Source organism: Acidiphilium cryptum JF-5 (genome assembly GCF_000016725.1).
Taxonomy (GTDB): domain Bacteria; phylum Pseudomonadota; class Alphaproteobacteria; order Acetobacterales; family Acetobacteraceae; genus Acidiphilium; species Acidiphilium multivorum.
The window spans coordinates 1692706-1719086 of the sequence record NC_009484.1; the positions used below are offsets into that span (position 1 = coordinate 1692706).

At 71.4% G+C, this 26381-nt stretch carries 28 protein-coding genes and 1 tRNA gene; 21 read left to right on the forward strand and 8 right to left on the reverse strand.

What is annotated here, in order from left to right; genetic code table 11:
• The first annotated feature begins 25 nt into the window (after window positions 1–25).
• Genes dapD through ACRY_RS10080 form a run of 3 tightly spaced genes read left to right on the forward strand, consistent with a single transcriptional unit; the run spans window position 26 to window position 2579 of the window.
• Window positions 26–865: a 2,3,4,5-tetrahydropyridine-2,6-dicarboxylate N-succinyltransferase gene (gene dapD / locus ACRY_RS10070; protein WP_043509151.1), complete on the forward strand. Its 840-nt coding sequence runs from the start codon at window positions 26–28 to the stop codon at window positions 863–865.
• Window positions 862–1977 (forward strand): succinyl-diaminopimelate desuccinylase, encoded by a 1116-nt coding sequence (dapE, locus tag ACRY_RS10075; RefSeq protein WP_011942310.1) that lies wholly within the window; start codon window positions 862–864, stop codon window positions 1975–1977. The genes dapD and dapE overlap by 4 nt, the downstream gene beginning before the upstream one ends.
• Window positions 1974–2579, forward strand: a complete 606-nt coding sequence (locus tag ACRY_RS10080; RefSeq protein WP_011942311.1) for a hypothetical protein — start codon at window positions 1974–1976, stop codon at window positions 2577–2579. Before dapE ends, ACRY_RS10080 begins: the two co-directional genes overlap by 4 nt.
• Here ACRY_RS10080 and rsmI read toward each other — a convergent pair.
• Window positions 2554–3453: a 16S rRNA (cytidine(1402)-2'-O)-methyltransferase gene (gene rsmI / locus ACRY_RS10085; RefSeq protein ID WP_011942312.1), complete on the reverse strand. Its 900-nt coding sequence runs from the start codon at window positions 3451–3453 to the stop codon at window positions 2554–2556. The two genes, ACRY_RS10080 and rsmI, sit on opposite strands and share 26 nt — an antisense overlap.
• A gap of 62 nt (window positions 3454–3515) precedes the next feature.
• On the opposite strand from rsmI, the gene ACRY_RS10090 reads away from it, so the two are divergent.
• The 4 genes from ACRY_RS10090 to ACRY_RS10105 all read left to right on the forward strand — a co-directional run bounded on the left by ACRY_RS10090 (window position 3516) and on the right by ACRY_RS10105 (window position 7722).
• The gene (locus tag ACRY_RS10090) at window positions 3516–4724 is read left to right on the forward strand and encodes a penicillin-binding protein activator (RefSeq protein ID WP_011942313.1); all 1209 of its coding nucleotides are present in this window, start codon (window positions 3516–3518) and stop codon (window positions 4722–4724) included.
• Window positions 4725–4734: 10 nt separating this feature from the next.
• Window positions 4735–6114 (forward strand): sensor histidine kinase, encoded by a 1380-nt coding sequence (locus tag ACRY_RS10095; RefSeq protein ID WP_011942314.1) that lies wholly within the window; start codon window positions 4735–4737, stop codon window positions 6112–6114.
• Between the two features lie 152 nt (window positions 6115–6266).
• Entirely contained in the window at window positions 6267–7154 is an 888-nt protein-coding gene (locus tag ACRY_RS10100) for a cation diffusion facilitator family transporter (RefSeq protein ID WP_011942315.1), read from the forward strand.
• A 10-nt stretch (window positions 7155–7164) separates the two neighbouring features.
• The gene (locus ACRY_RS10105; RefSeq protein WP_007423778.1) at window positions 7165–7722 is read left to right on the forward strand and encodes a cob(I)yrinic acid a,c-diamide adenosyltransferase; all 558 of its coding nucleotides are present in this window, start codon (window positions 7165–7167) and stop codon (window positions 7720–7722) included.
• Between the two features lie 19 nt (window positions 7723–7741).
• Here ACRY_RS10105 and ACRY_RS10110 read toward each other — a convergent pair whose 3' ends face one another.
• Window positions 7742–8134 carry a hypothetical protein gene (locus tag ACRY_RS10110; RefSeq protein WP_011942316.1) on the reverse strand — a complete coding sequence of 131 codons (393 nt, stop codon included), beginning with the start codon at window positions 8132–8134 and terminating at the stop codon, window positions 7742–7744.
• A 143-nt stretch (window positions 8135–8277) separates the two neighbouring features.
• Between ACRY_RS10110 and ACRY_RS10115 the strand changes: the two genes are divergently transcribed.
• The 7 genes from ACRY_RS10115 (at window position 8278) to ACRY_RS10145 (ending at window position 14268) form a co-directional block, all read left to right on the forward strand.
• Complete coding sequence (locus tag ACRY_RS10115) at window positions 8278–9051, forward strand: SDR family NAD(P)-dependent oxidoreductase (protein ID WP_043509152.1); 774 nt, start codon at window positions 8278–8280, stop codon at window positions 9049–9051.
• The gene (locus tag ACRY_RS10120; RefSeq protein ID WP_011942318.1) at window positions 9048–9944 is read left to right on the forward strand and encodes an NUDIX hydrolase; all 897 of its coding nucleotides are present in this window, start codon (window positions 9048–9050) and stop codon (window positions 9942–9944) included. Before ACRY_RS10115 ends, ACRY_RS10120 begins: the two co-directional genes overlap by 4 nt.
• A 100-nt stretch (window positions 9945–10044) precedes the next feature.
• Complete coding sequence (nadA, locus tag ACRY_RS10125; protein ID WP_011942319.1) at window positions 10045–11025, forward strand: quinolinate synthase NadA; 981 nt, start codon at window positions 10045–10047, stop codon at window positions 11023–11025.
• A gap of 44 nt (window positions 11026–11069) precedes the next feature.
• Window positions 11070–12530, forward strand: coding sequence for an L-aspartate oxidase (locus ACRY_RS10130; protein WP_231295238.1), 1461 nt, complete (start codon window positions 11070–11072; stop codon window positions 12528–12530).
• Complete coding sequence (gene nadC / locus ACRY_RS10135) at window positions 12527–13372, forward strand: carboxylating nicotinate-nucleotide diphosphorylase (protein ID WP_011942321.1); 846 nt, start codon at window positions 12527–12529, stop codon at window positions 13370–13372. The genes ACRY_RS10130 and nadC overlap by 4 nt, the downstream gene beginning before the upstream one ends.
• A gap of 6 nt (window positions 13373–13378) precedes the next feature.
• Window positions 13379–13861, forward strand: a complete 483-nt coding sequence (locus ACRY_RS10140; RefSeq protein WP_011942322.1) for a DUF3429 domain-containing protein — start codon at window positions 13379–13381, stop codon at window positions 13859–13861.
• Between the two features lie 101 nt (window positions 13862–13962).
• Window positions 13963–14268, forward strand: a complete 306-nt coding sequence (locus ACRY_RS10145) for a hypothetical protein (RefSeq protein WP_011942323.1) — start codon at window positions 13963–13965, stop codon at window positions 14266–14268.
• A gap of 12 nt (window positions 14269–14280) precedes the next feature.
• Here the strand turns inward: ACRY_RS10145 and ACRY_RS10150 are convergent, their stop codons facing one another.
• Window positions 14281–15039, reverse strand: coding sequence for a competence/damage-inducible protein A (locus ACRY_RS10150; protein ID WP_011942324.1), 759 nt, complete (start codon window positions 15037–15039; stop codon window positions 14281–14283).
• Between the two features lie 14 nt (window positions 15040–15053).
• Complete coding sequence (locus tag ACRY_RS10155) at window positions 15054–16058, reverse strand: bifunctional GNAT family N-acetyltransferase/(deoxy)nucleoside triphosphate pyrophosphohydrolase (RefSeq protein WP_011942325.1); 1005 nt, start codon at window positions 16056–16058, stop codon at window positions 15054–15056.
• A gap of 103 nt (window positions 16059–16161) precedes the next feature.
• Between ACRY_RS10155 and ACRY_RS10160 the strand changes: the two genes are divergently transcribed.
• The 5 genes from ACRY_RS10160 (at window position 16162) to ACRY_RS10180 (ending at window position 19182) form a co-directional block, all read left to right on the forward strand.
• Window positions 16162–17424, forward strand: coding sequence for a glutamate-5-semialdehyde dehydrogenase (locus ACRY_RS10160; RefSeq protein ID WP_011942326.1), 1263 nt, complete (start codon window positions 16162–16164; stop codon window positions 17422–17424).
• A 50-nt stretch (window positions 17425–17474) separates the two neighbouring features.
• Complete coding sequence (locus ACRY_RS10165; protein WP_331271423.1) at window positions 17475–18059, forward strand: nicotinate-nucleotide adenylyltransferase; 585 nt, start codon at window positions 17475–17477, stop codon at window positions 18057–18059.
• A 125-nt stretch (window positions 18060–18184) separates the two neighbouring features.
• Window positions 18185–18580, forward strand: a complete 396-nt coding sequence (gene rsfS / locus ACRY_RS10170) for a ribosome silencing factor (protein ID WP_035188450.1) — start codon at window positions 18185–18187, stop codon at window positions 18578–18580.
• The gene (locus ACRY_RS10175; RefSeq protein WP_011942327.1) at window positions 18577–19053 is read left to right on the forward strand and encodes a 23S rRNA (pseudouridine(1915)-N(3))-methyltransferase RlmH; all 477 of its coding nucleotides are present in this window, start codon (window positions 18577–18579) and stop codon (window positions 19051–19053) included. Before rsfS ends, ACRY_RS10175 begins: the two co-directional genes overlap by 4 nt.
• Before the next feature lie 54 nt (window positions 19054–19107).
• Window positions 19108–19182 (forward strand) — tRNA-Met (locus tag ACRY_RS10180).
• Window positions 19183–19239: 57 nt separating this feature from the next.
• Here the strand turns inward: ACRY_RS10180 and ACRY_RS10185 are convergent.
• From ACRY_RS10185 to ACRY_RS10200, 4 genes are all read right to left on the reverse strand, one after another.
• The gene (locus ACRY_RS10185; RefSeq protein WP_011942328.1) at window positions 19240–22083 is read right to left on the reverse strand and encodes an EAL domain-containing protein; all 2844 of its coding nucleotides are present in this window, start codon (window positions 22081–22083) and stop codon (window positions 19240–19242) included.
• Window positions 22080–23066 carry a GGDEF domain-containing protein gene (locus tag ACRY_RS10190; RefSeq protein ID WP_011942329.1) on the reverse strand — a complete coding sequence of 329 codons (987 nt, stop codon included), beginning with the start codon at window positions 23064–23066 and terminating at the stop codon, window positions 22080–22082. Before ACRY_RS10190 ends, ACRY_RS10185 begins: the two co-directional genes overlap by 4 nt.
• Window positions 23067–23206: 140 nt before the next feature.
• The gene (locus ACRY_RS10195) at window positions 23207–23926 is read right to left on the reverse strand and encodes a hypothetical protein (protein ID WP_007423071.1); all 720 of its coding nucleotides are present in this window, start codon (window positions 23924–23926) and stop codon (window positions 23207–23209) included.
• A 29-nt stretch (window positions 23927–23955) separates the two neighbouring features.
• Window positions 23956–24312, reverse strand: coding sequence for a hypothetical protein (locus ACRY_RS10200; RefSeq protein WP_011942330.1), 357 nt, complete (start codon window positions 24310–24312; stop codon window positions 23956–23958).
• A gap of 164 nt (window positions 24313–24476) precedes the next feature.
• Here ACRY_RS10200 and ACRY_RS10205 point away from each other — a divergent pair, with 164 nt between their 5' ends.
• Complete coding sequence (locus ACRY_RS10205) at window positions 24477–25637, forward strand: acyl-CoA dehydrogenase family protein (RefSeq protein WP_011942331.1); 1161 nt, start codon at window positions 24477–24479, stop codon at window positions 25635–25637.
• Between the two features lie 75 nt (window positions 25638–25712).
• Window positions 25713–26375, forward strand: a complete 663-nt coding sequence (locus tag ACRY_RS10210) for a GntR family transcriptional regulator (protein WP_011942332.1) — start codon at window positions 25713–25715, stop codon at window positions 26373–26375.
• Window positions 26376–26381 lie beyond the last annotated feature (6 nt).

Sequence of the window (26381 nt, forward strand, 5' to 3'; positions counted from 1 at the left end):
CACACAAGATACGGAACGCCTGCCGATGGACCACACGCAACTCGCCGCCGCCGTCACCGCCGCCTGGGAACGCCGCGACCAGCTCAGTCCGGCCTATCAGGGATCCGACCGGGAGGCCGTCAGCGATGCGCTCGCCCGTCTCGATCGGGGCGAACTGAGGGTTGCCGAGCCCGGCCCGGGCGGCTGGGTCGTCCATCAATGGCTCAAGCAGGCGATCCTCATGTCCTTCCGCCTGCTGCCCAACCGCACCATGCCGGGCGCCGGCGGCGCGCCCGTGTTCGACAAGGTCCCGATGAAGTTCGGCGACTGGGACGATGCGCGCTTCGCCGCCGCTGGCATCCGCGCGGTGCCCGGCGCCGTCGTCCGCCATTCGGCGCATGTCGGCCGCAATACCGTGCTGATGCCCTGTTTCATCAATGTCGGCGCCCGGGTCGGCGAGGACACGATGATCGATACCTGGTCCACGGTGGGCTCCTGCGCGCAGGTTGGCCGCAACTGCCACATCAGCGGCGGCGTGGGAATCGGCGGCGTGCTCGAGCCGCTGCAGGCCAACCCCGTGATCATCGAGGACGACTGCTTCATCGGCGCCCGCTCCGAAGTTGCCGAAGGCGTGATCGTGGAGCGCGGCGCCGTGCTCTCCATGGGCGTGTTCCTCGGCGCCTCCACCCGAATCGTCGACCGGACGACCGGCGAAGTGATCTATGGCCGCGTGCCGGCCTATTCCGTCGTCGTGCCGGGCACCATGCCCGGCAAGCCGCTGCCGGACGGAACTCCGGGCCCGTCCCTCGCCTGCGCCGTGATCGTCAAGCGGGTCGACGCCCAGACACGGTCGAAGACCGCGATCAACGAGTTGCTGCGGGCGTGACCGAGGCCGATCCCGTTCCCCTCGCGCGGGACCTGCTGCGCAGCCGCTCGGTCACCCCCGAGGACGATGGCGCCCAGACCGTTCTCGCGAGGGCGCTGGACGCCCTGGGTTTCTCGATCGAATGGCTGCGCTTCGGCGAGGTGAGCAACCTCGTCGCACGCCGCGGCTCAGGCAGCCCGCATTTCGGCTTTGCCGGCCATACCGACGTCGTGCCGCCGGGCGAGGGGTGGCGCCACGACCCCTTCGCGGCCGTCATCGAGGACGGCCTGCTGTTCGGACGCGGCGCGGTCGACATGAAGGGCGCCATCGCCGCCTTCGTCGCCGCCCTCGCCGCCCGCCCGGCAAATCATGCAGGCACGATCTCGCTCCTCATCACCGGCGATGAGGAAGGCGATGCCGTGGACGGCACCCGGCGCATTCTCGACCATCTCGCCGCCTCCGGTGCCCTGCCGGAATTCTGCCTGGTCGGCGAGCCGACCTGCCGCGCCCGGCTCGGCGACACGATCAAGATCGGCCGGCGCGGCTCGATTTCGGCGCATGTGACGGTTCGCGGCGTGCAAGGCCATGTCGCCTACCCCCATCTGGCCGACAACCCGCTCCATCGCCTGATTCCGGCACTCGAAGCCCTGCGCGCCACGACGCTTGACGAGGGAACCGCGTGGTTCGAGCCCTCATCGCTGCAGATCACCAGCGTCGATACCGGAAACAAGGCCGGCAACGTGATCCCGGCGAGCGCCTCGGCCCGGCTGAACATCCGTTTCAACGACCGCCACACCGGCCCCGATCTCGCCGCCTGGATCCGCGATACCGTGGCCCGCCACGCCCCCGGCGCCGCCTGCGACATCGGCATCAGCGGCGAGGCCTTCCTGACCGAACCCGGCCCCGTGACCACGCTGTTCAGCGAGGCGGTGGCGGCGGTGACCGGCATCACGCCGAAGCTCGACACCGGCGGCGGCACGTCGGATGCCCGCTTCATCGCCGCGCACTGCCCCGTCGCCGAATTCGGCCTGGTCGGCACCTCGATGCACCGGGTGGACGAGGCCGTGCCGGTGAGCGAGCTGCGCGCGCTGGCCGAAATCTACGGCCGGATCCTGGACCGCGTGTTCCGATGAACGGCAACGACGGTTTCGCCACCTCGGTCCTCGGCACGCTGCGCGGTCTGGTCGGCCTGGCGCTCGGGCGGGTCGAGGCGTTCCGGGAATTCCGCAACACCCCGGCCGCGTTTTCCGCATCGATCGCGCCCCTCATCGCGTTTCCGCTGGTCGGCGCCGCCCTGCTCGGCCTGCGCGGATACTGGGTCTATGCCGCGTCGCTGATGCTCTCCCGCCTCTGCGGCGTCCTGCTCCAGCCGGTGATCGTCGAGTTCGCCGCGCGGCGGCTCGGCCGGCAGGAACGCTGGCTGACCACCAGCACGGCGCTCAACTGGTCGATCTGGATCATCTTCGTGCTCATCCCGGCCGCCATGGTGGTCAATGACGGGCTGGTGTCGATGGGCGTCGGCCTGCCGGCCGCGCTCGCGATGTCCGCCGGCATGATCGGGGCCTACATGCTATGGCTGCAGGCCTTCATCCTGCGCACCGGCCTCAAGACCAACTGGTGGAAGGCGATCGCCCTGCTGCTCGTCGTGAACCTGGGTGTCGCGATCCTGTATGCGGTACCTTACCTGTTCCATCCGGAACTGCTCCGGCTCACGGTGAGCCCGCCTTCAGGCTGAGCGCGCGCGCATAGACCTGCTTGCGCGGCAGGTCGAGTTCCCGCGCCACGAAGGCCGCGGCATCCCTGATCGTCATCCGCGCGAGGGCCTCGCCGAGCGCCTCGTCCAGCTCCTCCTCCGAAGCGCTCGTCTGCGGCGCCGGCCCGATCACCAGCGTGATCTCGCCGCGCGCCTCATGGGCCGCGTAATGCGCCGCGAGCGCCGCGAGCCCGCCGCGCCGCACCTCCTCGAATCGCTTCGTCAGCTCCCGCCCCACGGCGGCGGGGCGGTCGCCAAGCACGGCCAGACAGTCCTCAAGGCAGGCGGCCAGCCGGTGAGGCGCCTCGTAGAAGACCAGCGTCGCCGACAGCCCGGCATGCTCGGCGGCGACCACCCGCTGCAGCGCGCTGCGCCGAGCGGCCGCGCGCGGCGGCAGGAAGCCATTGAACAGGAAGGGATGCGGCGGCAGGCCGGACAGCGCCAGCGCCATGAGCGCGGCATTCGGCCCCGGCACGGCGCTGACCGCGAGCCCCGCCTCGATGGCGGCGCGCACCAGACGGTATCCGGGATCGGCGATCAGCGGCGCGCCGGCATCGCTGACCAGCGCCAGCCGCCGCCCGTCCTGCATCATCGCGATCAGCGACGCGGTCCGCGATTCCTCGTTATGATCGTGGAACGACTGCAGTTTCGTGACGATGCCGTGCTGGGCCAGCAGGGGCGCTGTAACCCTTGTATCCTCGCACAATATCATGTCGGCGTCGCGCAGCGCCCCGACCGCGCGCGGCGACAGATCGCCGAGGTTGCCGATTGGCGTGGAAACCAGCACAAGATCGGGTTGCCGGCGGGAGAGCGCGTCGGATGATGAGGAAGGAGTTTCGGATGTCACGCCGGACATTAACGCCTGTGACACTGGTATTGGCAACCTTGGCGGCCCTGGCGCTGGCGGGATGCAGCACCGTGACGTCCCCCCCGGTCTCGAACGTCGGGGGGACGGCCCAGGGCATGACCAGCCCCGATCTGGGCCAGCGGCACGGCCCCGTGGCGCTTCTGGTGCCGCTCAGCGGGCCCTATGCCGGGATCGGCCGGTCGATCGAGCAATCCGTCAAGCTCGCCTTTTCCGCCCATGGCGCGCCGCGACTCGACATCGAGAATACCGGCGGCACGCCCTCGGGCGCCGCCGCCGCCGCGCATGCCGCGATCAATGATGGCGCCGGCCTCATCCTCGGCCCGCTCACCAAGGGCGAGACCCAGGCCGTTGCGCCGATCGCCCAGGCCGCGGGCGTCAATGTCCTGGCCTTCACCAACGACAACAGCATCGCGCAACCCGGCGTCTGGCCGATGGGCATCTCGCCGGACCAGCAGGTCAGCCGGGTCGTGTCCTACGCGATCGAGAGCGGGCGCACCCGCACGGCCGCGATCCTGCCGGAAGGCCAGTTCGGCCGGCTCATGGCCGCCGCCCTGCGCCAGACCGCGGCGCGCCTCGGCACGCCGCCGCCGCGCATCGGCTATTACTCCGCCTCCTTTGCCAGCCTGAACGCGACGACCCGCAGCATCTCGCAATTCGACAGCCGCGGCGCCGGACTGATGGCCCGGATCCGCGCCGCCCGCGACCAGGACAATGCGGCCGGCCGGCGCCTCGCCGACAAGCTGCGCACCGAGCCGGTGCCGCCGCCCCCCTTCGATGCGCTCCTGCTCGGCGCGACCGGCGAGGATCTGGCCGAACTGCAGACCTTCCTGCCCTATTACGAGGCCGGCCCGCCGCAGGTGCAGCTGCTCGGCCCGGCGCTCTGGGCCAGCAAGGCGAAGGCGATGGCCACGCACGATGCGCTGCGCGGCGCGCTCTATGCCGCGCCCGATCCCGCCGCCGGCCTTCCCTTCGAACAGAAATTCGAGGCGACCTATGGCGGCGGCAAGCCGCCCTCGATCGACAAGGTCGCGTTCGACGCCGCGGCGATCGCGGTGCTGGCCGCGCATGAGGGCGGCTATACCACCGCGGTCCTCACCAACCCGACCGGCTTCGCCGGCACCGACGGCGTGATGCGGCTGCTGCCGGACGGACATGTGGAGCGCGGCCTCGCGGTGTTCCGCGTCGAACCCGGCGGACCGAAGATCGTCTCGCCGGCGCCGCAGACGCTGCCCTCGCCGGCATCGCCGCCGAACGCCTGACGGGGCCCTCATGCGGCGTCCGATCGCCACGATCGCGGCCTGGCTCGGCGGCCCGCCCGCGGCGGTACTCGTCGCGCTGATGCTGGCCGGCGCGATTCCCGCCTGGGAAGGTGCCGGCTGGCTCGCCGGCTGCGCCGTCTGGTCGGTCGCCGCCGGCGTCGTGCTCGCGCGCGACCTGCGGCGCTTCAGCGAGGCGCTCGCCGCCTCGGCTCCCGCCGAACTCCGGCTGATCACGCCCGGGCTCACCAATCTCGCCCAACGCATCATCCACACGATCGCGGCCGAGCGCCAGTCCCGCGAGGCCGTCACCGCCGATGCGAATTACAGCCATTCGCTGCTCAACCGCCTGCCCGACGCGCTGTTCCAGCTCGACGGCCCGCCCGGCGCGCGGCGCATCGTCTGGCGGAATCCCGCGGCGGTCCGCGCCTATGGCGCCGAGGAATCCGCCCTGCTCCGCCATCCGCAGCTCCGCGCCGCGCTGGCGGAGGTCGAGCTGGCCGAGCAGCCGGTGCGCGCGACCATCTCGCTCGCAACACCGGTGCCGCGCGACCTCGACGCGACCGTCATACGTAGCGGCGATACCGGCCGCGCCGCGCCGATCTACATCCTGCTGGCCGACCGCACGCGCGAGCGCGAGCTGAACCGGATGCGGGCCGATTTCGTGGCCAATGCGAGCCACGAGCTGCGCACGCCGCTGACCAGCCTGATCGGCTTCATCGAAACCCTGCGCGGCCCCGCCCTGGGCGATGCCGAGGCCCTGCCGCGCTTCCTCGCCATCATGGCCGAACAGGCGGAGCGGATGCAGCGGATCATCGCCGACCTGCTCAGCCTGTCGCGAATCGAGATGACCGAGCACCAGCCCCCCGCCGAACAGATCGAGATCGGGCCGGTGCTGCGCCAGGTCGCCGGCTTCATGGAGCCGGTTCTCGAAAAGGCGTCCGCCACCCTGACGCTCGACATCGCCGCCGACCTGCCCGCCCTGCCCGGCGATTCCGGCCAGCTCACCCTGGTCTTCGGCAACCTGATCGACAATGCCGTCAAATACAGCGCGCTCAAGCACGGCGCCGCCGGCGGAACCGTGGTGATGACGGCGCACGCGACGCCGGATGCCGATTTCAACCAGCCCGGCGTCCTCGTATCGGTCGTCGACGACGGGCCGGGCATCGCCCGCGAGCACCTGCCGCGCCTGACCGAGCGCTTCTACCGGGCGGACAAGGGCCGCGCCCGCGCGGTGGGCGGCACCGGGCTCGGCCTTGCCATCGTCAAGCATGTCGTGATGCGCCATCGTGGCCGCCTGCTGATCGACAGTGTCGAGGGCGAGGGCACGACCTGCCGCGTCTGGCTGCCGGCAGCCACGCTGGCCGCGGTCCCGGCGCGCCGCTCGGCCTGACCGGCGCCGGCGGTTTCATCCGCCGCCGGGTTGGGCTAGAGCATCTTCCGGTCGGACCGGCTTGTCCGATCGGAGAGAGATGCCCGCCTGATCATGTGGATAGAGCGGGGCTTCCGGCACCAGCACCGGCAGAAGGATCGGCCCGAACACCCATGCGCGTCCCGTTTCGCCTCGCCGCCGGCAGCGTCGTCGTCGGCTTCGTCTCGCTTGGCCTCAAGGCGGCCGCCTGGCGGGTGAGCCATTCCGCGGCACTCTATTCCGACGCCCTGGAATCGCTGGTGAACGTCTTCGCCGCCGTCATGGTCATGATCGCGCTCAAGGCCGCCGCCAAGCCCGCCGATTCCGAGCATCCCTACGGCCATGCCAAGGCCGAGCTGCTCAGCGCGGTCGCCGAGGGCGGGATGATCATCTTCGCCGCGGTGCTGATCCTCGAGCGCGCCGCGAGCACCATCCTTGCCCCCCGCCTGCCCGTCGCACCGGAACTCGGTCTCGGCCTGAACGCGGCGGGCGGCGTGGTGAACGCGCTCTGGGCGCTCGCGCTCGGCCGTTCCGGCGCGACGCGGAAGTTCCCGGCGCTGGCCGCCGACCAGGCCCACCTGATCGCCGACGCCATCACCACCCTCGGCATCATCGGCGGGCTCTCGCTCGCCATTCTGGCCAACCTGCCGGTGCTCGATCCGCTCATCGCCATCGCCGTCGCCGCGCAGATCGCCTTCATGGGCGGGCGGACCGTGCTGCGCGCCCTCAGCGCCCTGCTCGACCGCGCGCCGCCGCCCGAAATGGTCGATCGCATCCGCCATCTGGTCGCCATCCACGCCGCCGGCGCGATCGAGGCGCACGACATGCGCATGCGCGAGGCCGGCCAGTCGCGCTTCCTCGAATTCCACCTCGTCGTCCCCGGGGGCATGACGGTCGCCGAATCCCACGCCATATGCGACCGTATCGAAGCCGCCCTGCGGCGGGAAATGGCCGGCGTGATCATCACGATTCACGTCGAGCCGGACAACAAGGCCAAGCACGAGGGGATCATGGTGAAATGAGGCACGCCACATGGTGAAACTGGACACGATCGTGACCCGCGGCGGCGATCGCGGCGAAACCTCGCTGGCCGACGGCTCCCGCGTCGCCAAGAGCCACAGGCGCATCGCGGTGTTCGGCGCGCTGGACGAGGCCAACACGGCGATCGGATTCCTGCGCGTGGCCTGCGCCGGACTGCCGGCGGTCGATCGCGTGCTCGCCGCCATCCAGAACGACCTGTTCGACATCGGCGCCGAACTCGCCGCCCCGCCCGACCCGGCCCGGCCGTCACGCCTGACCGAAACCTATCTCGCCCGGCTCGACTCGGCCGCCGCCGACTGGAACGCGCGGCTCGCCCCGCTCACCAGTTTCATCCTGCCCGGCGGCACCGAAGCCGCGGCGCGCGCGCATCTCGCCCGCACCGCCGCGCGGCGCGCCGAGCGCGAACTGGTCGCCCTCGCCGCCGAGGCGGGTGTTTCGGACATCCCGATCCCCTACCTCAACCGCCTGTCGGACGTGATGTTCATCCTCGCCCGCCTGCTGAACGACGAAGGCCGGGCCGACACGCTCTGGCGACCCGGCGGCGCCTGACCGCCGGGTGCGATGCGCCTCAGAGCAGGTGGAAGCTCGCGACCTTGCCGTTGTTCAGGGTAAGGTCGGTGAGGACCTGGTCGCCGTCATGCAGCGTCACCTCGAAGATGTAACCCACCGTCGGGCCGACGCGCTGCGTGGTCAGGTATTTCACCGAGAAGGGCTGCCCGAGCGGGATCTTCGCATTGATCTCGGCCGCCTGAACGGGGAATTTCTTGGGATCGACATGCGCCTTGAACACCGTCGTCGCCGGCGCGACGAAGTCCGCGTAGCTGGAATGCCCGATCGCGGTGAGCATCTGCGTCATGTCGCGCGTCGCCAGCGGAACATCGAGCGACTGCGCCTGCGCCACGGCACCGCCCGCAATCCCGGCCGCCACCAGCAGCCCCGCCACGCGAATCGAAAATGTCATGAGGTTTCCTCTCTTTTGGTATCAGCCGCCCTGTTCCGCGCCGGCGTCACCGGTCGCGGCCGAAGCCATCGGCTCCGGCGGGCCGGGCGAATTGCGCCGGCCTTCCTGCGCTGGCATCATGATCTATTAAAGGAGACGGATCAATGACCGACGCTTTCCGTGGCCGCCGCGCCCTCGTCACCGGGGCTTCCAGCGGCATCGGCGCCGATCTTGCCCGCCAGCTCGCCCAGCGCGGCGCCGACCTCGTGCTCACCGCGCGGCGGCAGGACCGGCTCGATTCGCTGGCCGCCGAATGCCGCCTGTTCGGCGTCACCGCCGAAACCGCCGCCGTCGACCTCGCCGACGAGGCCGGCCGCCTCGCCCTGGCCAAGCGTTTCCCGACCATCGACATTCTGGTGAACAATGCCGGGCTCGGCGTCTTCGGCGCCTTCGCCGAAGCCGAATGGGCGCGAACCGAGGCGATGCTCGCGGTCAACATCACCGCCCTGACCCATCTCACCCGGCTGTTCGCCACCCCCATGGCCGCGCGTGGCTGGGGCCGGATCATGATGGTCGCCTCCACCGCCGCCTTCCAGCCGGTGCCGCTCTACGCCGCCTATGCCGCGACCAAATCCTATGTCCTCTCGCTCGGCGAATCGCTGAATGTCGAGTTGTCCGGGCGCGGCGTGCGCACCACGGTGCTCTGCCCCGGCGTCACCGAAACCGAGTTCTTCGACGCCGCCGGCCAGACCCGCTCCACCTTCACCAGGCGCAGCGCGATGACCAGCGCCGAGGTCGCGCGGATCGGCATCGCGGCGCTGCTCGCCGGGCGCTCCAGCGTCGTCGCCGGGCGGAGCAACGCGGCGATGGCCTTCGGCACCCGCTTCGCGCCCCGCGGCCTCGCCGCCCGCCTCGCCTTCCGGATGATGAAGCCGTGAGCGGCGCCGCCGACCCGATCCATGCCGAGCTGATCGCCGTCGTCGTCGCCGTCACCGACGCAACCCCCCGCGTCCTCACCCTTCTCGATGGCAGCGCCCTGCCCGCCGGCCCGCTCGAATCGGCCCATCGCTCGCTGCAGGCCGGGCTGCGCGACCGGGTGGAACGCCAGACCGGGCATCCGCTCGGCCATGTCGAGCAGCTCTACACCTTCGCCGACGCCGGCCGCAGCCGCGCCGGGCGCAGCATCTCGATCTCCTACCTCGCCCTGAGCAGCGAGACGCGGGCGCGGCTCGGCGGCCAGGTCTCCTGGCAGGACTGGTACCGCTATTTTCCCTGGGAAGACCGCCGCACCGCGAACGACGCCCTGGCACGGATCGAACCCGGCCTGCGAAGCTGGGCGGGCACGGAGCCGACGCGGCGCGCGCGCATCGCCCGCTGCTTCGGGCTCGACGGCGCGCCCTGGCAGGAGGATCTGGCGCTCGACCGCTACGAACTCCTCTACGAGGCCGGGCTGGTGCGCGAGGCCGCGCGCGACGGCCGGCCGGCGCATGGCGACTTCGCCCCGGGTGCCACGCTCGCCGCCGACCACCGGCGCATCCTCGCCACCGCGATCAGCCGGCTGCGCGCCCGGCTGCGCGCCCGGCCCGCCGTTTTCGAGTTGATGCCGGAGCGGTTTTCCCTGCTCGATCTGCAACGCTGCATTGAAGCCATCGGCGGCCAGCCCCTGCACAAGCAGAATTTCCGGCGCCTCATCGAAAGCCAGAACCTGCTGGAAGAAACCGGAGACTTCGCGAATGGCCCGGGCCGCCCGGCCAAGCTGTTCCGCTTCCGCAGCGCCATCCGCGACGAACGGGCGATGACCGGCAGCCGCCCGCCGCTCTCCAGACCTTGACCCCATTATACTCACATCCACTATAAGAGGCGTCGAACCGGTCGATTTTCGCCCGGAAAACCGCTCATAATATGCTCATATCGAGCATAAGGATGTGGCCATGACCCTCGCCGCCGCCCCCATTCCCGCGCCGCTCGCGGCGCATGTCCCGCCCGCCGAATGGGCGCTGATGCAGGAGGACATCGCGGCGATCCGCGACCTCAAGCAGGCGCGCGACGCGATCATCCTCGCCCACAACTACCAGACGCCCGACATCTATCACGGCGTCGCCGACATCGTGGGCGACAGCCTCGCCCTCGCCCGCGAGGCGATGTCGGCGCGCGCTTCGGTGATCGTCGTCGCCGGCGTGCATTTCATGGCCGAGACCGCGAAGCTGCTGAACCCGGACAAGACGGTGCTGATCCCCGATTCCCGCGCCGGCTGCTCGCTCGCCGAAAGCATCACCGCCGCCGATGTCCGCAGCCTGCGTGCCCGGCATCCGGGCCTGCCGGTGATCGCCTATGTCAACACCTCCGCCGCGGTGAAGGCCGAGGTGGATTACTGCTGCACCTCCGCCAATGCCCGCAAGGTGGTCGAGCACGCCGCCCGCGCCGCAGGAACCGACGCGGTGATCATGCTGCCGGACCGCTTCCTCGCCGCCAACACCGCGCGCGAGACCGCCATCCGCATCATCGCCTGGGATGGCGCCTGCGAGGTGCATGAACGCTTCACCGCCGCCGACATCGCGCAGGTGCGCCGGCAACATGACGGGGTCGCCGTCCTCGCCCATCCGGAATGCCCGGAGGAGGTGGTCGCCGCCGCCGATTTCGCCGGCTCCACCGCCGCCCTCGCCGACTACATCGCGCGCCACCGCCCGGCCCGCGCCGCGCTGATCACCGAATGCTCGATGGCCGACAACATCGCCGCCGCCAGCCCGGGAACCACCTTCGTCAAGCCCTGCAATCTCTGCCCGCACATGAAGCGCATCACCCTGGCCGGCATTCGCCGCGCGCTGGAAACCATGACCGAACCGGTGACGATCGCCCCCGCCCTCGCCGCCCCGGCCCGCGCGGCGGTCGAGCGGATGCTCGCGATACCTTGATGGCGCATGCTCGCGATACCTTGATGGCGCATGCTCGCAATCCCATGAACGCCCCGATCATCATCGGCGCCGGCCTCGCCGGCCTCGCCGCCGCCCTGGCCGCCGCGCCGCGCCCGGTGCGGCTGCTCACCGCCGGCACGCTCGATGCCGGCGCCGCCAGTCTCTGGGCCCAGGGCGGCATCGCCGCCGCCATCGGCGCCGACGATTCCATCGCCCTGCACATCGCCGACACGCTCGCCGCCGGCGACGGGCTGTGCGACGCCGCCGCCGTCTCCCGCATCATCACCGGGGGGCCGCTCGTGATCGAGGCCCTGCGCGCCCACGGCGTGCGCTTCGATGCCGGGCTCGGACTCGAAGCCGCCCATGCGCGCCGGCGGATCAGCCATGTGAAGGATGCCACCGGCCACGCCGTGACCACCGCCCTCGCCGCCGCCGTGCGCGCCGCACCGCATGTCACGATCATCGAACACGCCCGCGCCGTGGCGCTCGATGTCGCGGAGAACCGGGTGCGCGGCCTCTGGGCCGAGACCGCCGGCGGCCTCGTCCATCTCCCCGCCGCCGCCGTGCTGATCGCGACCGGCGGCGTCGGCGCGCTGTGGCGGCACACTAGCACCCCGCCGGGCGCCGACGGCACCGGCCTCGCCCTCGCCGCGTGCGCCGGCGCCGTGCTGCGCGACCTCGAATTCGTCCAGTTCCACCCGACCGGCCTCGATTCCGGCGCCACGCCGATGCCGCTGATCTCCGAGGCCGTGCGCGGCGAGGGCGCCATCCTGACCGACGAGACCGGCCACCGCTTCACCGACGAACTCGCCCCGCGCGACGAAGTCGCCCGCGCCATTGTCCGCCATCTCGCCGCCGGCCATCGCGTCAGGCTCGACGCCACGCGTCTCGGCGCCGGCTTCGCCGCCCGCTTCCCGACGATCGACGCCGCCTGCCGCGCCGCCGGGATCGATCCCGCCCGCCAGCCGATCCCGGTGCGCCCGGTCGCGCATTACCACATGGGCGGAATCGCCGTGGACGCGCGGGGCCGCGCGAGCGTGGACGGGCTCTACGCCGCCGGCGAGGCCGCCTGCACCGGGCTGCACGGCGCGAACCGCCTGGCCAGCAACTCGCTGCTCGAAGCCTTCGTCACCGGCACCGATGCCGGAACCGCGCTCGCCGGCGAACCCGATGCGGCCGCGACGACCGCGCCCGCCGCCCCGCCGCGCCGCGTCCCGCCGCCGGCGCTGGTGCGCGACCTCGTCAGCCGCCATCTCGGCGTGCTGCGCGACGCCGCCGGCCTGTCCCACCTGATCGAGCGCCTCGCCCCGCTGGCGCCCGCGCACGATGCCGCGCTGATCGGCCTGATGATCGGCGTCGCGGCGCTCCACCGCGCCGAAAGCCGCGGCGCCCATGCGCGGACCGACGCGCCCTCCCGCGCCGCGCAGCCGCGCCATTCCGATCTCACCCAGGCGGCCGCCCTCGCCCGCGCCGCCGCCCTCGCGCAAAGGCCCCACGCCGCATGACCCCGTTGCCCCGCATCATGATCGAACCCGCGGTCCGCGCCGCCCTGCTCGAGGATCTCGGCCGCGCCGGCGACATCACCGCCGAGGCGGTGATCCCGGACGACAGCCGCGCCGCCGTCGCCTTCGTCGCCCGCGAGCCGGGGACGATCGCCGGCCTCGGCTGCGCCGCCATCGCCTTCGACCTGCTCGATCCATCGCTGGCGCTCGACATCCTCATCCCGGATGGCAGCGCCGTCGCGCCCGGCGACGTGATCGCGCGGATCGAGGGGAAGGCGCGCGCCATCCTCTCCGCCGAGCGGACGGCGCTCAACTTTCTCGGCCAGCTTTCGGGCGTCGCTACCGCCACAGCCGGCATCGCTGCCGCGATCGCCCATACCGGGGCGCGGATCACCTGCACGCGCAAGACCATTCCCGGCCTACGGGCCTTGCAGAAATACGCCGTGCGCTGCGGCGGCGGCGCCAATCACCGCTTCGGGCTCGACGACGCGGTGCTGATCAAGGACAACCACATCGCCATCGCCGGCGGCGTCGGCCTCGCGGTGCGCCGCGCCCGTGCCGCGGTCGGCCATCTGGTGAAGATCGAATGCGAGGTCGACCGGCTCGACCAGCTCGCCGAGGCGCTGGAGGCCGGGGCGGACGCCGTCCTGCTCGACAACATGGACCCCGCCACGCTGCGCCGCGCCGTCGCGATGGCGAAGGGCCGCGCGATCACCGAGGCCTCCGGCCGGATCACCCCGGAGAGCGCCCCCGCCATCGCCGAAACCGGGGTCGACCTGATCTCGGCGGGGTGGCTCACCCACAGCGCGCGGGTGCTGGATATCGGGCTCGATTTCATGACATAAGCGCGCATGAACCGCGCTCCCTTCACCATCGCCATCCTGCTCGGAATCGCCGGGCTGATCCCCTTCCTCGCCGGCCTCGCCGTCATCGTCACCGACCCGACGCGCGCCCCGGTCGCGACCACGGTGATGATCGATTACGGCGCCTGCATCCTCGCCTTTCTGGGCGCGGTGCACTGGGGCTTCGCGCTGGAGCCGGGCGGCGTGGTTCCCGAGGCGCGGCTGAACAACCAGCGCCTGCTGTTCGGCGTGCTGCCGGCGCTGGTCGGCTGGCTGGCGCTGCTCGTCCTCTCGCTGGCGCAGGCCCCGCGCCTCGCCATCGCGATCCTGATCGCCGGCTTCTTTGCCACCATCGTGGCCGAGACGGTCGGGCGCGGGCGCGACATCGTGCCGGGGAACTACCTCGCCCTGCGCTGGGCGATCTCGATCGTCGTGCTCGCGGTGCTGATCGTCGCGCTGTTCATCGAGGCGGTGGGCATGCGCCAGGGCTGAGCCTCCCGGATGAACGCAATTTCATCCGGCGGTAAAGCGCCATCGCCGAATTCCGCCGCATTCTCCTGCCAGATTGCGATCATCGATCAGGAGATGCCTACATGAAGCGAACCAGCATCATCGTCGGCGGCGCGATGGCCGCCTGTGTCGCCTTCGCCGCGACCGGCGTCGCCCACGCGGACTGGGATGGCGGCCCGAGCTTTTCGATCGGCATCGCCGGTCCGCCGGCCTATTACGCGCCGCCCCCGCCGGTCTATTACGCGCCGCCGCCGCCGCCCCGCTATTACGCGCCGCCGCCGCCGCCCCGCTATTACGCGCCGCCGCCGCCGGCCTACTACGCGCCATCCTTCCCGGCAGGCCTGTCCTTCGGCTTCAGCCTGCCGCTCGGCGGCGACGACGATCGCTGATCACACCGGGCATCACACCGGCGGTTCGCCCCGGACCGGCGTGATGCCCTCCGCCGCGATCAGCGACTCCGCCTCGCCGATCGCGGCCTCCAGCGCCTCGACATCCGTGCCCTTGACGACGACGGCCACCCCGCTGCCGGACTCGCGGTAGAACGGATAGCTGCCGACATCGACCTGCGGATACCGCGCCTGGATCGCCGACAGCCCGGCGGCGATGCTGCCTTCCTTCACCCGCAGCCCGTGCACCGCCCGCATCGCGATCGGCGTGCCGCGCGCCAGCACCGTCTCCAGCCCCGCGAACATCGCCTGCATGATCCGCGGCACGCCGGCCATCACATGCACGTTGCCGATGGAGAACCCCGGCGCGATCGAGACCGAGTTGGGAATCGGCACGGCGCCGCGCGGCAGCATCGCCATGCGCTGCCGCGCCTCGTTGAACTGCTCGCGGCCGAGATGCCGCTCCAGCGCGTCCCAGCTTTCCTGGTGCTTTTCCCAGGGCACGCCGAAGGCGGCGGCGATGCACTCGCTGGTGATGTCGTCATGCGTCGGCCCGATGCCGCCGGTGGTGAACACGTTGTCATAGGCGGCGCGCAGCTCATTGACCGCGCGGATGATCCGCTCGGCGACATCCGGCACCACCCGCACCTCTTCCAGCCGGTGGCCGAGCGCGGCCAGGCGGCCGGCGATGAATTTCGTGTTCACGTCCTGCGTCCGGCCGGAGAGGATCTCGTTGCCGATGATCAGGATGGCGGCGGTGGGATTGCTGGGCATGTCGGTCTCCCGGATCACAGAAAATCGCGCAGCAGCGGCAGCAGCGGTCGGTCGGCCGGCGGCATCGGATATTCGTCGAGCCGGTCCGGCGGCACCCAAGCCAGCGCCTGGCCCTCGCGCGGCTCGGGCGTGCCGCTCCAGCGGCGGGCGAGGTAGAGCGGCATCAGCAGATGAAACTGGTCATAGGCGTGCGAGGCGAAGGCGAACGGGGCGACATCCTCCTCGCGGAGCAAAATGCCGAGTTCCTCCTCCATCTCCCGCACCAGCGCCCGTTCGGGGGTTTCGCCGGGTGCGAGCTTGCCGCCCGGAAACTCCCACAGCCCGGCCATCTTCTTGCCGGGCGGGCGGCGGGCGAGCAGGATCCGCCCCTCGATATCGACCAGCGCGCAGGCGGCCACGAGCACCAGCGGCTTCGCGGCGGCGGGCGCGGCCACCGGCTCGGGCGCGGCGAGGTGGCGCAGCGCCAGCGCCTCCCGGGTGATCGCGTAACGCATCACCGGCAGGCTCGCGCCGGGCTGGCCGATGAACTTCGCATGGCCGCGCCCCGTCGCGCTGAACCCGGCGCGTTCGAGCAGCGCGATCGACGCCGCGTTGTCGGCGGCCACCGTCGCCTCGATCGTCGCGATCGGCAGCTCGGCGAACCCCCAGTGCAGCAGCTCGGCGACGGCCGCCCCCGCATGGCCGCGGCGCCAGAACCGGCGGCCGATCCAGTATCCCAGCGCAGCGCTGCCCCGCGCGGCATCGAGGCGCAGCCCGGCGCTGCCGATCATGCTGCCATCCGCATCGAGAATCGCGAATTCGTGGGCGCGCCCGGCGGCACGGTCGGCCACCGCCGCGGCCACCCAGGCCTCGGCGGTCTCCAGCGGGTAGGGAAACGGCGCTTCCGGCAGCCGGCGGCAAATGTCCCAGTCGTTGATGAGCTGGTGGAAGCGGGCGGCATCCTCCTGCTGAAGCGGCCGCAGCACGGCCGCTCCGACGGTTTCCCTGGTGGCGCTATCCGGCACGCAAAACCCCCGCACTGTCTCCTGGCCGCACCGGGATAGCTTGTCCGGCGCGCGGCCGAAAGGGCGATCCACGGTTTGACGGTTGATTTGCCGGCCGCGGGCGCGCAATTCTCCCATCATGGATACCGCGACCCCCTCAGCCGAAGCCATCCTCCGCACCGCCGCCGGCCGGGCGCGCGCCGCCATGCGCAGCCTCGCGGCGATGCCGGCGGCCCGGCGCGATGGCGCGCTGCGCGCCGCCGCCGCCGAGCTGCGCATTCACGCCGTGAACATCCTCGCCGCCAATGCGCGCGACCTCGACAGTTTCGAGGGCCCGCCGGCGATGCGCGACCGGCTGCTGCTGAACGAGGCGCGCATCGAGGCGATCGCCGCCGGAATCGACGCCATCGCCGACCTGCCCGATCCGCTCGCCGGCAGCCTCGCCGAATGGACGCGCCCCAACGGCCTCGTCATCCGCCGCGTGCCGCAGCCGCTCGGCGTGATCGGCATGATCTACGAAAGCCGCCCCAATGTCGGCGCCGATGCCGCGGCGATCTGCATCAAGTCGGGCAACGCGGTGATCCTGCGCGGCGGCTCCGAAAGCTATCATTCGAACACCGCGATCTATCTCGCGATGACCAAGGGCCTGCGCCAGGCCGGATTTCCCGACGGCACCGTGCAGATCGCCCCGAATATCGACCGCGCCTTCGTCGCCGCGATGCTGGGCGCCTCCGGACAGATCGACCTCATCATCCCGCGCGGCGGCAAGTCGCTGGTCGAGCGCGTGCAGCGCGAGGCAAGGGTGCCCGTGCTCGCCCATGCCGAGGGGCTCAACCACACCTACATCCACGCCGAGGCCGATGCCGAGATGGCCCGAACCGTGCTCGCCAACGCGAAAATGCGCCGGACCGGCATCTGCGGCGCCACCGAAACCCTGCTGATCGACGCGGCGATCGCCCCCGCCCTGCTGCCGCGCCTCATCGAGGACCTCGCCGCCCTTGGCTGCGGCTTCCGTGCCGACGACCGCGCGCGGGCGATCGTGCCGAGCCTGCCGGCCGCCGGCCCGGCGGATTTCGACACCGAATGGCTCGACGCGATGCTCTCGGTCAGCGTCGTCGACGATCTCGATGCAGCGCTCGACCACATCGCCCGGCACGGCTCGTCGCATACCGAGGCGATCGTCACCGAGAACGCCGATGCCGCCGCCCGCTTCCTCGCCGGCACCGACAGCGCGGTGGCGATGTGGAACGCCTCGACCCAGTTCTGCGACGGCGGCGAATTCGGCTTCGGCGCCGAGATCGGCATCGCCACCGGGCGAATCCACGCCCGCGGCCCGATCGGCCCGGCGCAGCTGACGACCTTCCGCTATCACGTCGTCGGCACCGGCCAGGTGCGTCCCTGAGCACAGACCGGCTGCCCCGCTTCGGCGACCGCAGGCCGCTCCGCATCGGCCTGCTCGGCGGCAGCTTCAACCCCGCGCATGAAGGCCATCTCCACGTCGCGAAGGCGGCGCGCCGCGCCCTGCGGCTCGATCAGGTCTGGCTCATGGTCTCGCCCGGCAATCCGCTGAAGCGCCGCGCCGACATGGCGCCCTTCGCCGAACGCCTCGCCTCCGCGGCGCGCCTTGCCGACGGACGCCGCCTGGTCGCGACGGGGATCGAATCCGCGCTCGGCACCCGCCGGACGGCGGACACCCTGGCCCAGCTCCGCCGCCGCTTTCCCCGCGCGCGATTCGTCTGGATCATGGGAGCGGACAACCTTGCCCAGCTCCCCCGCTGGCACCGCTGGCGGGACATCGCCGCCGCCGTGCCGATCGCCGTGCTGCCGCGCCCGGGCGAAACGCGCGCCGCGCTGGCCGGGCGGGCCGCCCATGTGCTACGGCATGCGCGGATTGCCGCGCGCCGGGCGGCAAGCCTCGCCGGCAGCCCGCCGCCGGCGTGGATCTGGTTGCCCGCGCGCGAGAATCCGTTATCAGCCACCGCGCTGCGCGCCCGCAAGGCCCGCGCGCCGCGCGGCATTCAAGGAGACCGGCCATAGCCCGCCCGCCGACCCGCTCGACCCCGCCCGCCGCCACACCGCGCAAGCCGGCCGCGAAGCGCAAGCCGCCGCTTCCCGCCGAAGTCGCGCCCAAGGCCCCCGGAACCCCGCGCAAGAAGGCCGCCATCGCCGGACCCGCGCCGCAAGCCGCCCGCCAGCGCCGCAGCGCGGACAAGGCGGCCGAACGGCTCGCGGAGATGGAACGGGTCATCACCGAGAGCCTCGCCGACGACAAGGCCGAGAACATCGTGACGATCGACCTCGCCAGCCGCGCCAGCTTCGCCGACCGCATGGTGGTCGCCACCGGCCTTGCCGACCGGCAGATCGCCGCGATGGCGACCCACCTGCTCGAAAAGCTCGCCGCGATCGGCGTCAAGCGCGTGCAGGTCGAGGGCGCCGGCGGGTCGGACTGGGTGCTGGTCGATGCCGGCGACATCGTCGTCCATCTCTTCAAGCCGGAAGCGCGCGAGCTCTACGCGCTCGAAAAGATGTGGAGTGCCGATCTGGACGAGCCGGTGTGACGGCTCCGGGCGCCCGGTTGCGCATCATCGCGATCGGGCGCGACTCCAAGGGGCCGGAGGCCGATCTCGTCGCCCGCTACGCCGCGCGGCTCCAGCCCCGGCCGGAGGTCGTCGCCCTGCCCGACGGCACCGGCAGCCCGGCCGAGATCAAGCGGCGCGAGGCGGACGCCATTCTCCGCCGCCTCGCCGCCGAGGATCTGGTCATCGCCCTCGACCTCGGCGGCAAGGCGCCGGACAGCGCGGCCTTCGCCGCCATGCTCGCGTCATGGCGCGAAACCTCCCGGCCGCTGGCCTTCGTCATCGGCGGCGCCGAGGGGCTGGAGCGGCGGATCATCGAGCGCGCCGACGCCGTGCTGTCGCTCGGCAACCTGACCCTGCCCCATCTCCTCGCCCGCGCGGTGCTCGCCGAACAGCTCTACCGGGCGCAATGCATCCTCGCCGGGCACCCCTATCACCGGGCGGGGCGGCCATGAATCCGGCATGATTGACTTGCCTCGTCTCTGACGCTACCTGAGCGCCACCCATGGGGCGGCGTAGCTCAGCGGTAGAGCAGGGGAATCATAATCCCTTGGTCGGTGGTTCAAATCCGCCCGCCGCTACCAGGGCCTTTCCGGACATCGACGATGGCTTGCGCGGCACGGCGCGGCGACGCATCCCGCTCAGGCGCGGGAGAATCCCTGCAGGCGCCGGCGCAATTCGTATTCCGACACCGGGCGGGCGAAGTAATAGCCCTGCGCCCACTCGCAGCCGAGCCGCGTCACGTAATCGAGCTGGACCCTGGTTTCGACCCCTTCCGCCGTCACCGGCAGGTTGAGCGCCGCCGTCATGCCCATGATCGCCTCGAAGATCGGCTGCCGGTCGCCCGGCGCGCGGATGCGCGAGATGAAGGACTTGTCGACCTTGACGATATCGACCTTGAACGTGTCGAGATACGACAGCGACGAATAGCCCGTTCCGAAATCGTCGAGCACGAGAATCACGCCCTGCTCGCGGAGATCCTGCAGGACGTGAATGCTCGATGCGTTCTGCGACAGCAGGACCGATTCGGTCACTTCGAGCTTGAGCCGCGAGGCGGGCAGTCCGGCCGCGGCCAGCGCGTCGCCGACGACCAGCCGGATATCGCCCAGCTCGAACTGGCGCGGCGAAACATTGACGGAAATCTTCACGTCCTCCGGCCAGTGGCGGGCGGCCTTGCAGGCGGTGCCGAGAACCCACGCGCCGAGGGAGGCGATCTGGCCGCTTTCCTCCGCGACCGGAATGAACTCCGCCGGCAGAATCAGGCCGCGCTCGGGATGGTGCCAGCGCAGCAGCGCCTCGACGCCGACGATGCGCTGGCTCGCCAGCTGCACGATGGGCTGGAAGGCGAGCGCGAACTCGCCCCGCGTGAGCGCGCCGGACAGCTCCGCGCGCAGCCGCCGCCCGGCCTCGTCCGCCCGCTGCATGTCCGGATGGAACAGGCGATAGGAGCCGCGCGCCTTCGACTTCGCGACGTAGAGCGCCCGATCCGCCTGGTTGTAGAGCGCATCGGCATCGGTCATCCCCAGGCTCGACACGGCGATGCCGACCGACACGCTGCTCGGCAGCGAGATGCCATCCACATCGAACGGCGCCCGCATGATCGCAAGAATGCGCTCGGCGAGCGCGATGGCGTCGGCCGGCCCGCCCACCCCGGTCTGCATGACCACGAACTCGTCGCCGCCGCAGCGCGCGAGCAGGTCCTGCGAACGCAGGCAGAGCCGCAGCCGGCTGACGAACTGGCGCAGCACAGCATCGCCCGCGGGATGCCCGTGCTGGTCGTTGATCTCCTTGAAATAGTCGAGATCGAGGCACAGCAGCGCCGTCAGGTCGCCGGCGTCCTGCCGCTCCAGCTGCGCGGACAGCCGCGAAAACAGGGTGCCGCGATTCGCCGCGCCGGTCATGAAGTCGAAGCTCGCCGCGTAGCGAAGCTGCTGCTGCGCGAGGCGCTTTTCCGAAATGTCGCGCAGGAACAGCGAAATGTCGCCGCCATCGGCGAACAGGCTCGCCTCCAGCCAGAGATCGGTCGGCGGCCAGAACAGCTCGAAATGCCCGCCGGCGCCGTCCCGCATCGCCCGCGAAACGGCCATGCGCAGCTCGCGGCAATGGGCTTCGGCGAACAGGCTGGCGACGTTGCATCCCACCGCATCGTCCGGCAGGCCGAGCATGGTCATGGCCCGCGCATTGGCGAACCTCGCGCGCCCGGCGGCATCGAAAACGATCACGGCATCGCCGCTCGCCTCCAGCACGCGCAGGGCCAGCGCCTCGGACGCCTTCCGCGCCTCCTCCGCCGCATGGCGATCGGTGATGTCCTCCAGCGTGCCGTACCAGCGCAGGATCCGCCCGTCCTCGCCACGCCGGGCGGCGGCGCGGGCGCGCATCCAGCCATAGGCGCCGTCGGACAGCCGGAGCCGGTATTCGACGTCGATCGGCGCGCCGGACTCGATGTTCCGCCGCCAGGCGGCGAGCGTCGGGTCCCGGTCGTCCGGATGCAGCGCCGAAACCCAGCCGAACGGCATGGTCTCGTCCCGGCTCATGCCGGTCAGCGCGAACCATTGCGGGCCGACCTCGAGAATCGCGCCGTCGGGGCCGGCCGTCCATGGAATCTGCGGGTGCAGCTCGACCATGTGCCGGTAATGGTCCTCGCTCTCGCGCAGCGCCGCCTCGATCCGGCGATAGGGCGTGATGTCCTGGGTGGTGCCGCGCAGCTGCGACACGGTTCCATCCGCCCCCACCACCGGCTCGGCATGGGTCAGCACGTCATGCACCGCCCCGTCCGGCAGGATCACCCGGTATTCCAGCGTCGCCGCCGTCCCGCTCCGCGCGGCCTCCCGGAAGGTCGCCATCGCGGCGTCGTAATCGTCCGGGTGGATGGCGCGGCGCATCTGGTCGTAATCGATCTCGGCGGCGCCGCCTTCAAGGCCGAGCAGCCACGTCGTTTCCACCGAGAGCCAGATCCGGCGCCGTGCCAGGTCCCACCGCCAGGCGCCGACGCGGGCGAGGCGATGCGCGCTGGCGAGTTCCTCGGTGCGCTGCGCAAGTTCGAGCGCCAGCGCGGCGAGACGCTCGGAATCGCCGCCCCCGCAAGGCGTGGCGGGCAGGTCGGGGACCAGGTCGAGATCGATGGTGATGCCCACCACCCGCAGCGGCCGGCCCGCGGCGTCGCGCACCACCACCCGGCCGCGCGCGACCTGCCGGATCCAGCCGCCGGCCGCATCCCGCGCGCGATAGCCGATCTCGAACTCCGGTGCCGCCTGCCCGTCGTCGCAGCGCAGCGCCGCGCCGACCCGCGCCCGGTCGTCGGGATGGACCCGCGCGCAGACCTGCTCGACCGTCTCCGCCGGCGGGCAATCCACCCCTTCCCGCGCCTGCCCGTGGTAATGCCGGATCAGGCCCGCCACCGGATCGAGATCCCAGAGCACCACGCCGCGCCCCCCCAGGACCAGCGCGCCGAGCGTCGTCACATCGTCGGGCACGGTGCGGCTCATGGCTCCCCTCCGGCGGCGGCGGCGCCGTCCGGCCCGGCCGGGCGCATCACCGGCGAGGCCGAAAGGCGCTGCATCGATGCCTCGTAGCGGCGGTAACTCCCCCGCCCGGCATGCTTGACAGCGTAGAGCGCTCGGTCGGCGCGGTCGAGTAACGTCTCCGGATCGTCGCCGTCGAACGGGCACAGCGCCACCCCGACCGAGGCGGAAACGACGATCGGTTCCGGATCGGTCGCGAACGGGTGGCCGATGGCGGCGACGATGCGGTCGGCCAGGTGCAGCGCCTGCGCCGCGTCGCGAATGCCGAGCTGGATCACGCAGAACTCGTCGCCACCCAGCCGCGCGACCGTATCCCCGGCGCGGATCACGCCGCTCAGCCGCCGGGCGACGATGCGCAGCACGTTGTCGCCCACGAGGTGGCCGAACTGGTCGTTGATCGGCTTGAACCCGTCGAGATCGACCAGCAGCAGGCCAACGACCTCGCCGCTGCCGCGCGCGGCGGCCAGCGCCTGCGCGAGGCGCAGGGTCAGCTGCCCGCGATTGGGCAGTCCGGTCAGCAGGTCATGCGCGGCAAGGTGGTGGGCCCGCGCCTCCGCCTCGCGGAAGCGCGTCACATCGGAAATGACGGCGACGATGAACGGCGCCCTGCCCTCGGCGGTGTCGAGATGGATCAGCCGCTTGCGGGTGATGACGATGCGCTGCCGTCCGCCGGCCCCGGTCACGATCTCCTCGTTCTCGTTCGGCAGGCCGGTGGCGAAGACCTGATCGTCGATCCGCCAGAACACCTCGAGCTGCGCCTGCGGCAGGAGTCCCGCCCCGGTCTGCCCCAGCAACGCCTCCCGCGGCCGGCCCATGAAATCCGCCATCGCCTGATTGACCAGCACGAGCCGATGCTCCCGGTCGATCACGATGACCGGGTTCGGAATCGAATCCAGCAACGCCTGCAGGACTTCGACCGTGGGGACGATGGTGGATTGAGCGAACAAGAATATCTCGGACCAGACGACCGTCTCGGAAAACCGGAAGATTGCCCGAAATAATTACTACTCGATTAATTAACGGCCCATTTGATGTTCGCATGGCGCTCCCGCCGCGCGCCGGCGCGGCGAGTCGCCGCCGGGTGCGATCAGACCGGCTTGCCGCGCGCGGCGCGCAGCAGGTTGCGATAGGTGCCGTCGAACACCGTGTCGGTCGAGGACGTCCAGCGCGTCTCCTGGCCGAGCGTCTCCCGGCTGGCGTGAATGCGCCGCGACCGCAGTTCCCGCGCCTCCGCCTCCTCCGGCGCCATCGGCTGCAGGTCGAGGTCCGGCTCCGCCGGCACCACGGTCAGCTGGATGAACGGTTCGCCGCGGCGGAACACATGCGTCACCCCCTCCGGCGGCGCCTTGAAGACGACGAAGGAGATCATCGGCCACCACTGGGTCCGCAACAGCGCCGGCACGGCGAGCGGCACGTCGTCCGCGCCGGAGGTGTAATAGCGCGGATGCGGCTCGACCCGCACCGCCATCGGCTCGTCCACCGCCATGTCGAGCAGCAGCTGGTGCGTGTAATACCCCTCGCCGAACGGGCGGAAGGGCGGCCAGTTGATGCCGGTGCAGGGGTCCGGACCCCAATCGCTCTCCAGCGTGACCACCCCGTCGCGGCGGCCGACGCGGAGTTCGTTGTCATAGGGATAGAAGAGTTCGATCCCGTATTGCGCGCCCTCGATGAAGGGCATGCAGTGCCAGGGCTGTTCGTGCGCGCCGTCGCGCCGCGGCTGGGGTTCGCCACCCCAGCCCGGCACCTCGAGCTTGGTGCGCCGCGGCGCCAGTCCCGGTTCGAAAAAGCGCAGCCTGACCGTCGTCACCCGATCCTCCGTCGTTGCCCGTCGCGGCCTCAGTACCAGCCGGGCCGGTAATACCACCCGTAATAGCCGTAATACCCGTGATGATGGTGATGATGATGGTGGTGGTGATGGTGGTGATAATAGAACCGGCGATACGCGTTGTGATGATGGTGGTGGTGGTGATGGTCCACCTGCTCCAGCCGCGCCGCCGGCGCCTGCGTCCCCTCGCGCGCCAGCAGGGCGTCATGCGCGCGCAGGATCACGCCCGGCGCCGCCACCGGCGCCAGCAGTTCGGCGTAGGATGCGGCCTCCGGCAATGGCGCCGCCTCCGCGCTCGCGGCATGGAGGGGCGATGCGGCGGCGAGGCCGGCCATCGCGCCAAGCAGTCCGATCGTCTTGCGTTCCATCCTCGATCTCCTTTCGATCGCTGACCCGAACTAAATCCGCGGCAATGGCATTTCTGTGACCTGCCCGCCGGCGCGGTCTTTAAATTCCTGTCATGAACCCGCCGCCGCGGGGTTTCCCGCCGCCCCGCCGGTGGCTATCCTTGCCGTAAACGGAAGGAACCCCCATGGCGCTCGATTCGGAAAGCTTCGACATCCTGCTCGCAACCATCGACCGCTTCGTGCGCGAACGCCTGGTGCCCGCCGAGAACGAGGTCGAGGAGCAGGACGACGTGCCGGCGCCGATCGTCGCCGAGATGAAGGAGCTCGGCCTGTTCGGCCTGTCGATCCCCGAGGAGCATGGCGGCATCGGCCTGTCGATGGCGCAGGAATGCGAGGTGGTCCACCGTCTCGGCCAGACCTCCCTCGCCTTCCGCTCGGTGATCGGCTCGAATGTCGGCATCGGCTCGCAGGGCATCCTGATGGACGGCACCGCGGCGCAGAAGGCCGAATACCTGCCGCGCGTGGCCAGCGGCGAGCTGATCATGTCCTTCGCCCTGACCGAGCCCGATGCCGGGTCGGACGCCGCCTCGCTGACCACCCGCGCCGAGCGCGACGGCGAGGACTACATCCTCAACGGCGCCAAGCGCTACATCACCAACGCCCCCCGCGCCGGCGGCTTCACGCTGATGGCGCGCACCGGCGGGCCGGGGGCTTCGGGCATCTCCGCCTTCATCGTCCCGGCCGACACGCCCGGCCTGAAGCTCGGCCGCCCCGACCGCAAGATGGGCCAGCGCGGCACCAAGACCTGCGACGTCATCCTGGAAAACGCCCGCGTGCCGGCGGCGAACATCATCGGCGGCGTGCCCGGCCAGGGCTTCCGCACCGCGATGAAGGTGCTCGACCGCGGGCGCCTGCACATCTCCGCCGTCGCCTGCGGCATGGCCCGCCGCCTGCAGGACGAGGCGATCGCCTATGCCCGCGAGCGCCGCCAGTTCGGCCGGCCGATCGGCGAGTTCCAGCTCGTCCAGGCCATGCTCGCCGATTCCGAGGCCGAGCTGTCCGCCGGCTGGGCGCTGGTGCGCGACATCGCCCGCGCCTATGACGACCGCGCCGCCGGCGCGCCGGTCGCCGACCTGCCGATGCGCGCCTCCTGCGCCAAGATGTTCTGCACCGAGATGGTCGGCCGTGTCGCCGACCGCGCCGTGCAGGTGCATGGCGGCGCCGGCTACATGGCCGAATACAAGGTCGAGCGCTTCTATCGCGATGTCCGCCTGCTCCGCCTCTACGAGGGCACGACGCAGATCCAGCAGATGATCATCGGCCGCGCCCTGATCAGCCCGCGCTGAGCCCGCCGCGCCGGGTTTGACGCCGGCGCCCGCCTGCCGCAGAATTTCGGAATTCCGAATGCGGTGGGAGCGCGCATGGAGCCGATCGAAACCGGCGAAACGCTGATCGACAAGGTCTACGAACGCGTGGTGGAGGCCATCGCCGATGGCGCCCTGCTGCCCGGCATGCGCATCCGCCAGGGCGAACTGGCCGCCCGTCTCGGCGTCTCCCGCCAGCCGGTCAGCCACGCGCTCCACCTGCTGCACCGCCAGGGCCTGCTGCGCGAAAGCGGCCGCAAGGGCTTCGAGATCGCGCCGGTCGACCCCGAACGCGTCGCCCAGATCTACGATGTCCGCGCCGCTCTCGACGGCCTCGCCGCCCGCCGCGCCGCCGCCCGCCGGGATGCGGCCGCGCTCGCCGAACTCGACGCCATCGTTGCCGCCGCCGGCGGCGCCGCCGCCGGCGCCTCGGCGCTGCTGCGGCTGGATCTCGCCTTCCACCGCGCGCTCTACCGCGCCTCCGGCAACCCGGTGTTCGAGACGATGACCGGCCCGCATTTCCCCGCCCTCGCCCGCGCCATGGCGGCGGTGCTGGAGACCGAAGACTACCGCGCCCGCGCCTGGCGCGAGCACGCCGAAATCCTCGCCCGCGTGCGCGCGGGCGACGAGGCGGGGGCCGAGGCGGCGGCGCGCGACCATGCGCGCAATGCCGGCGAGACCACCGCCCGCCGCCTCGCCGAACTCGCGCGGGCGGCCTGACGCCAT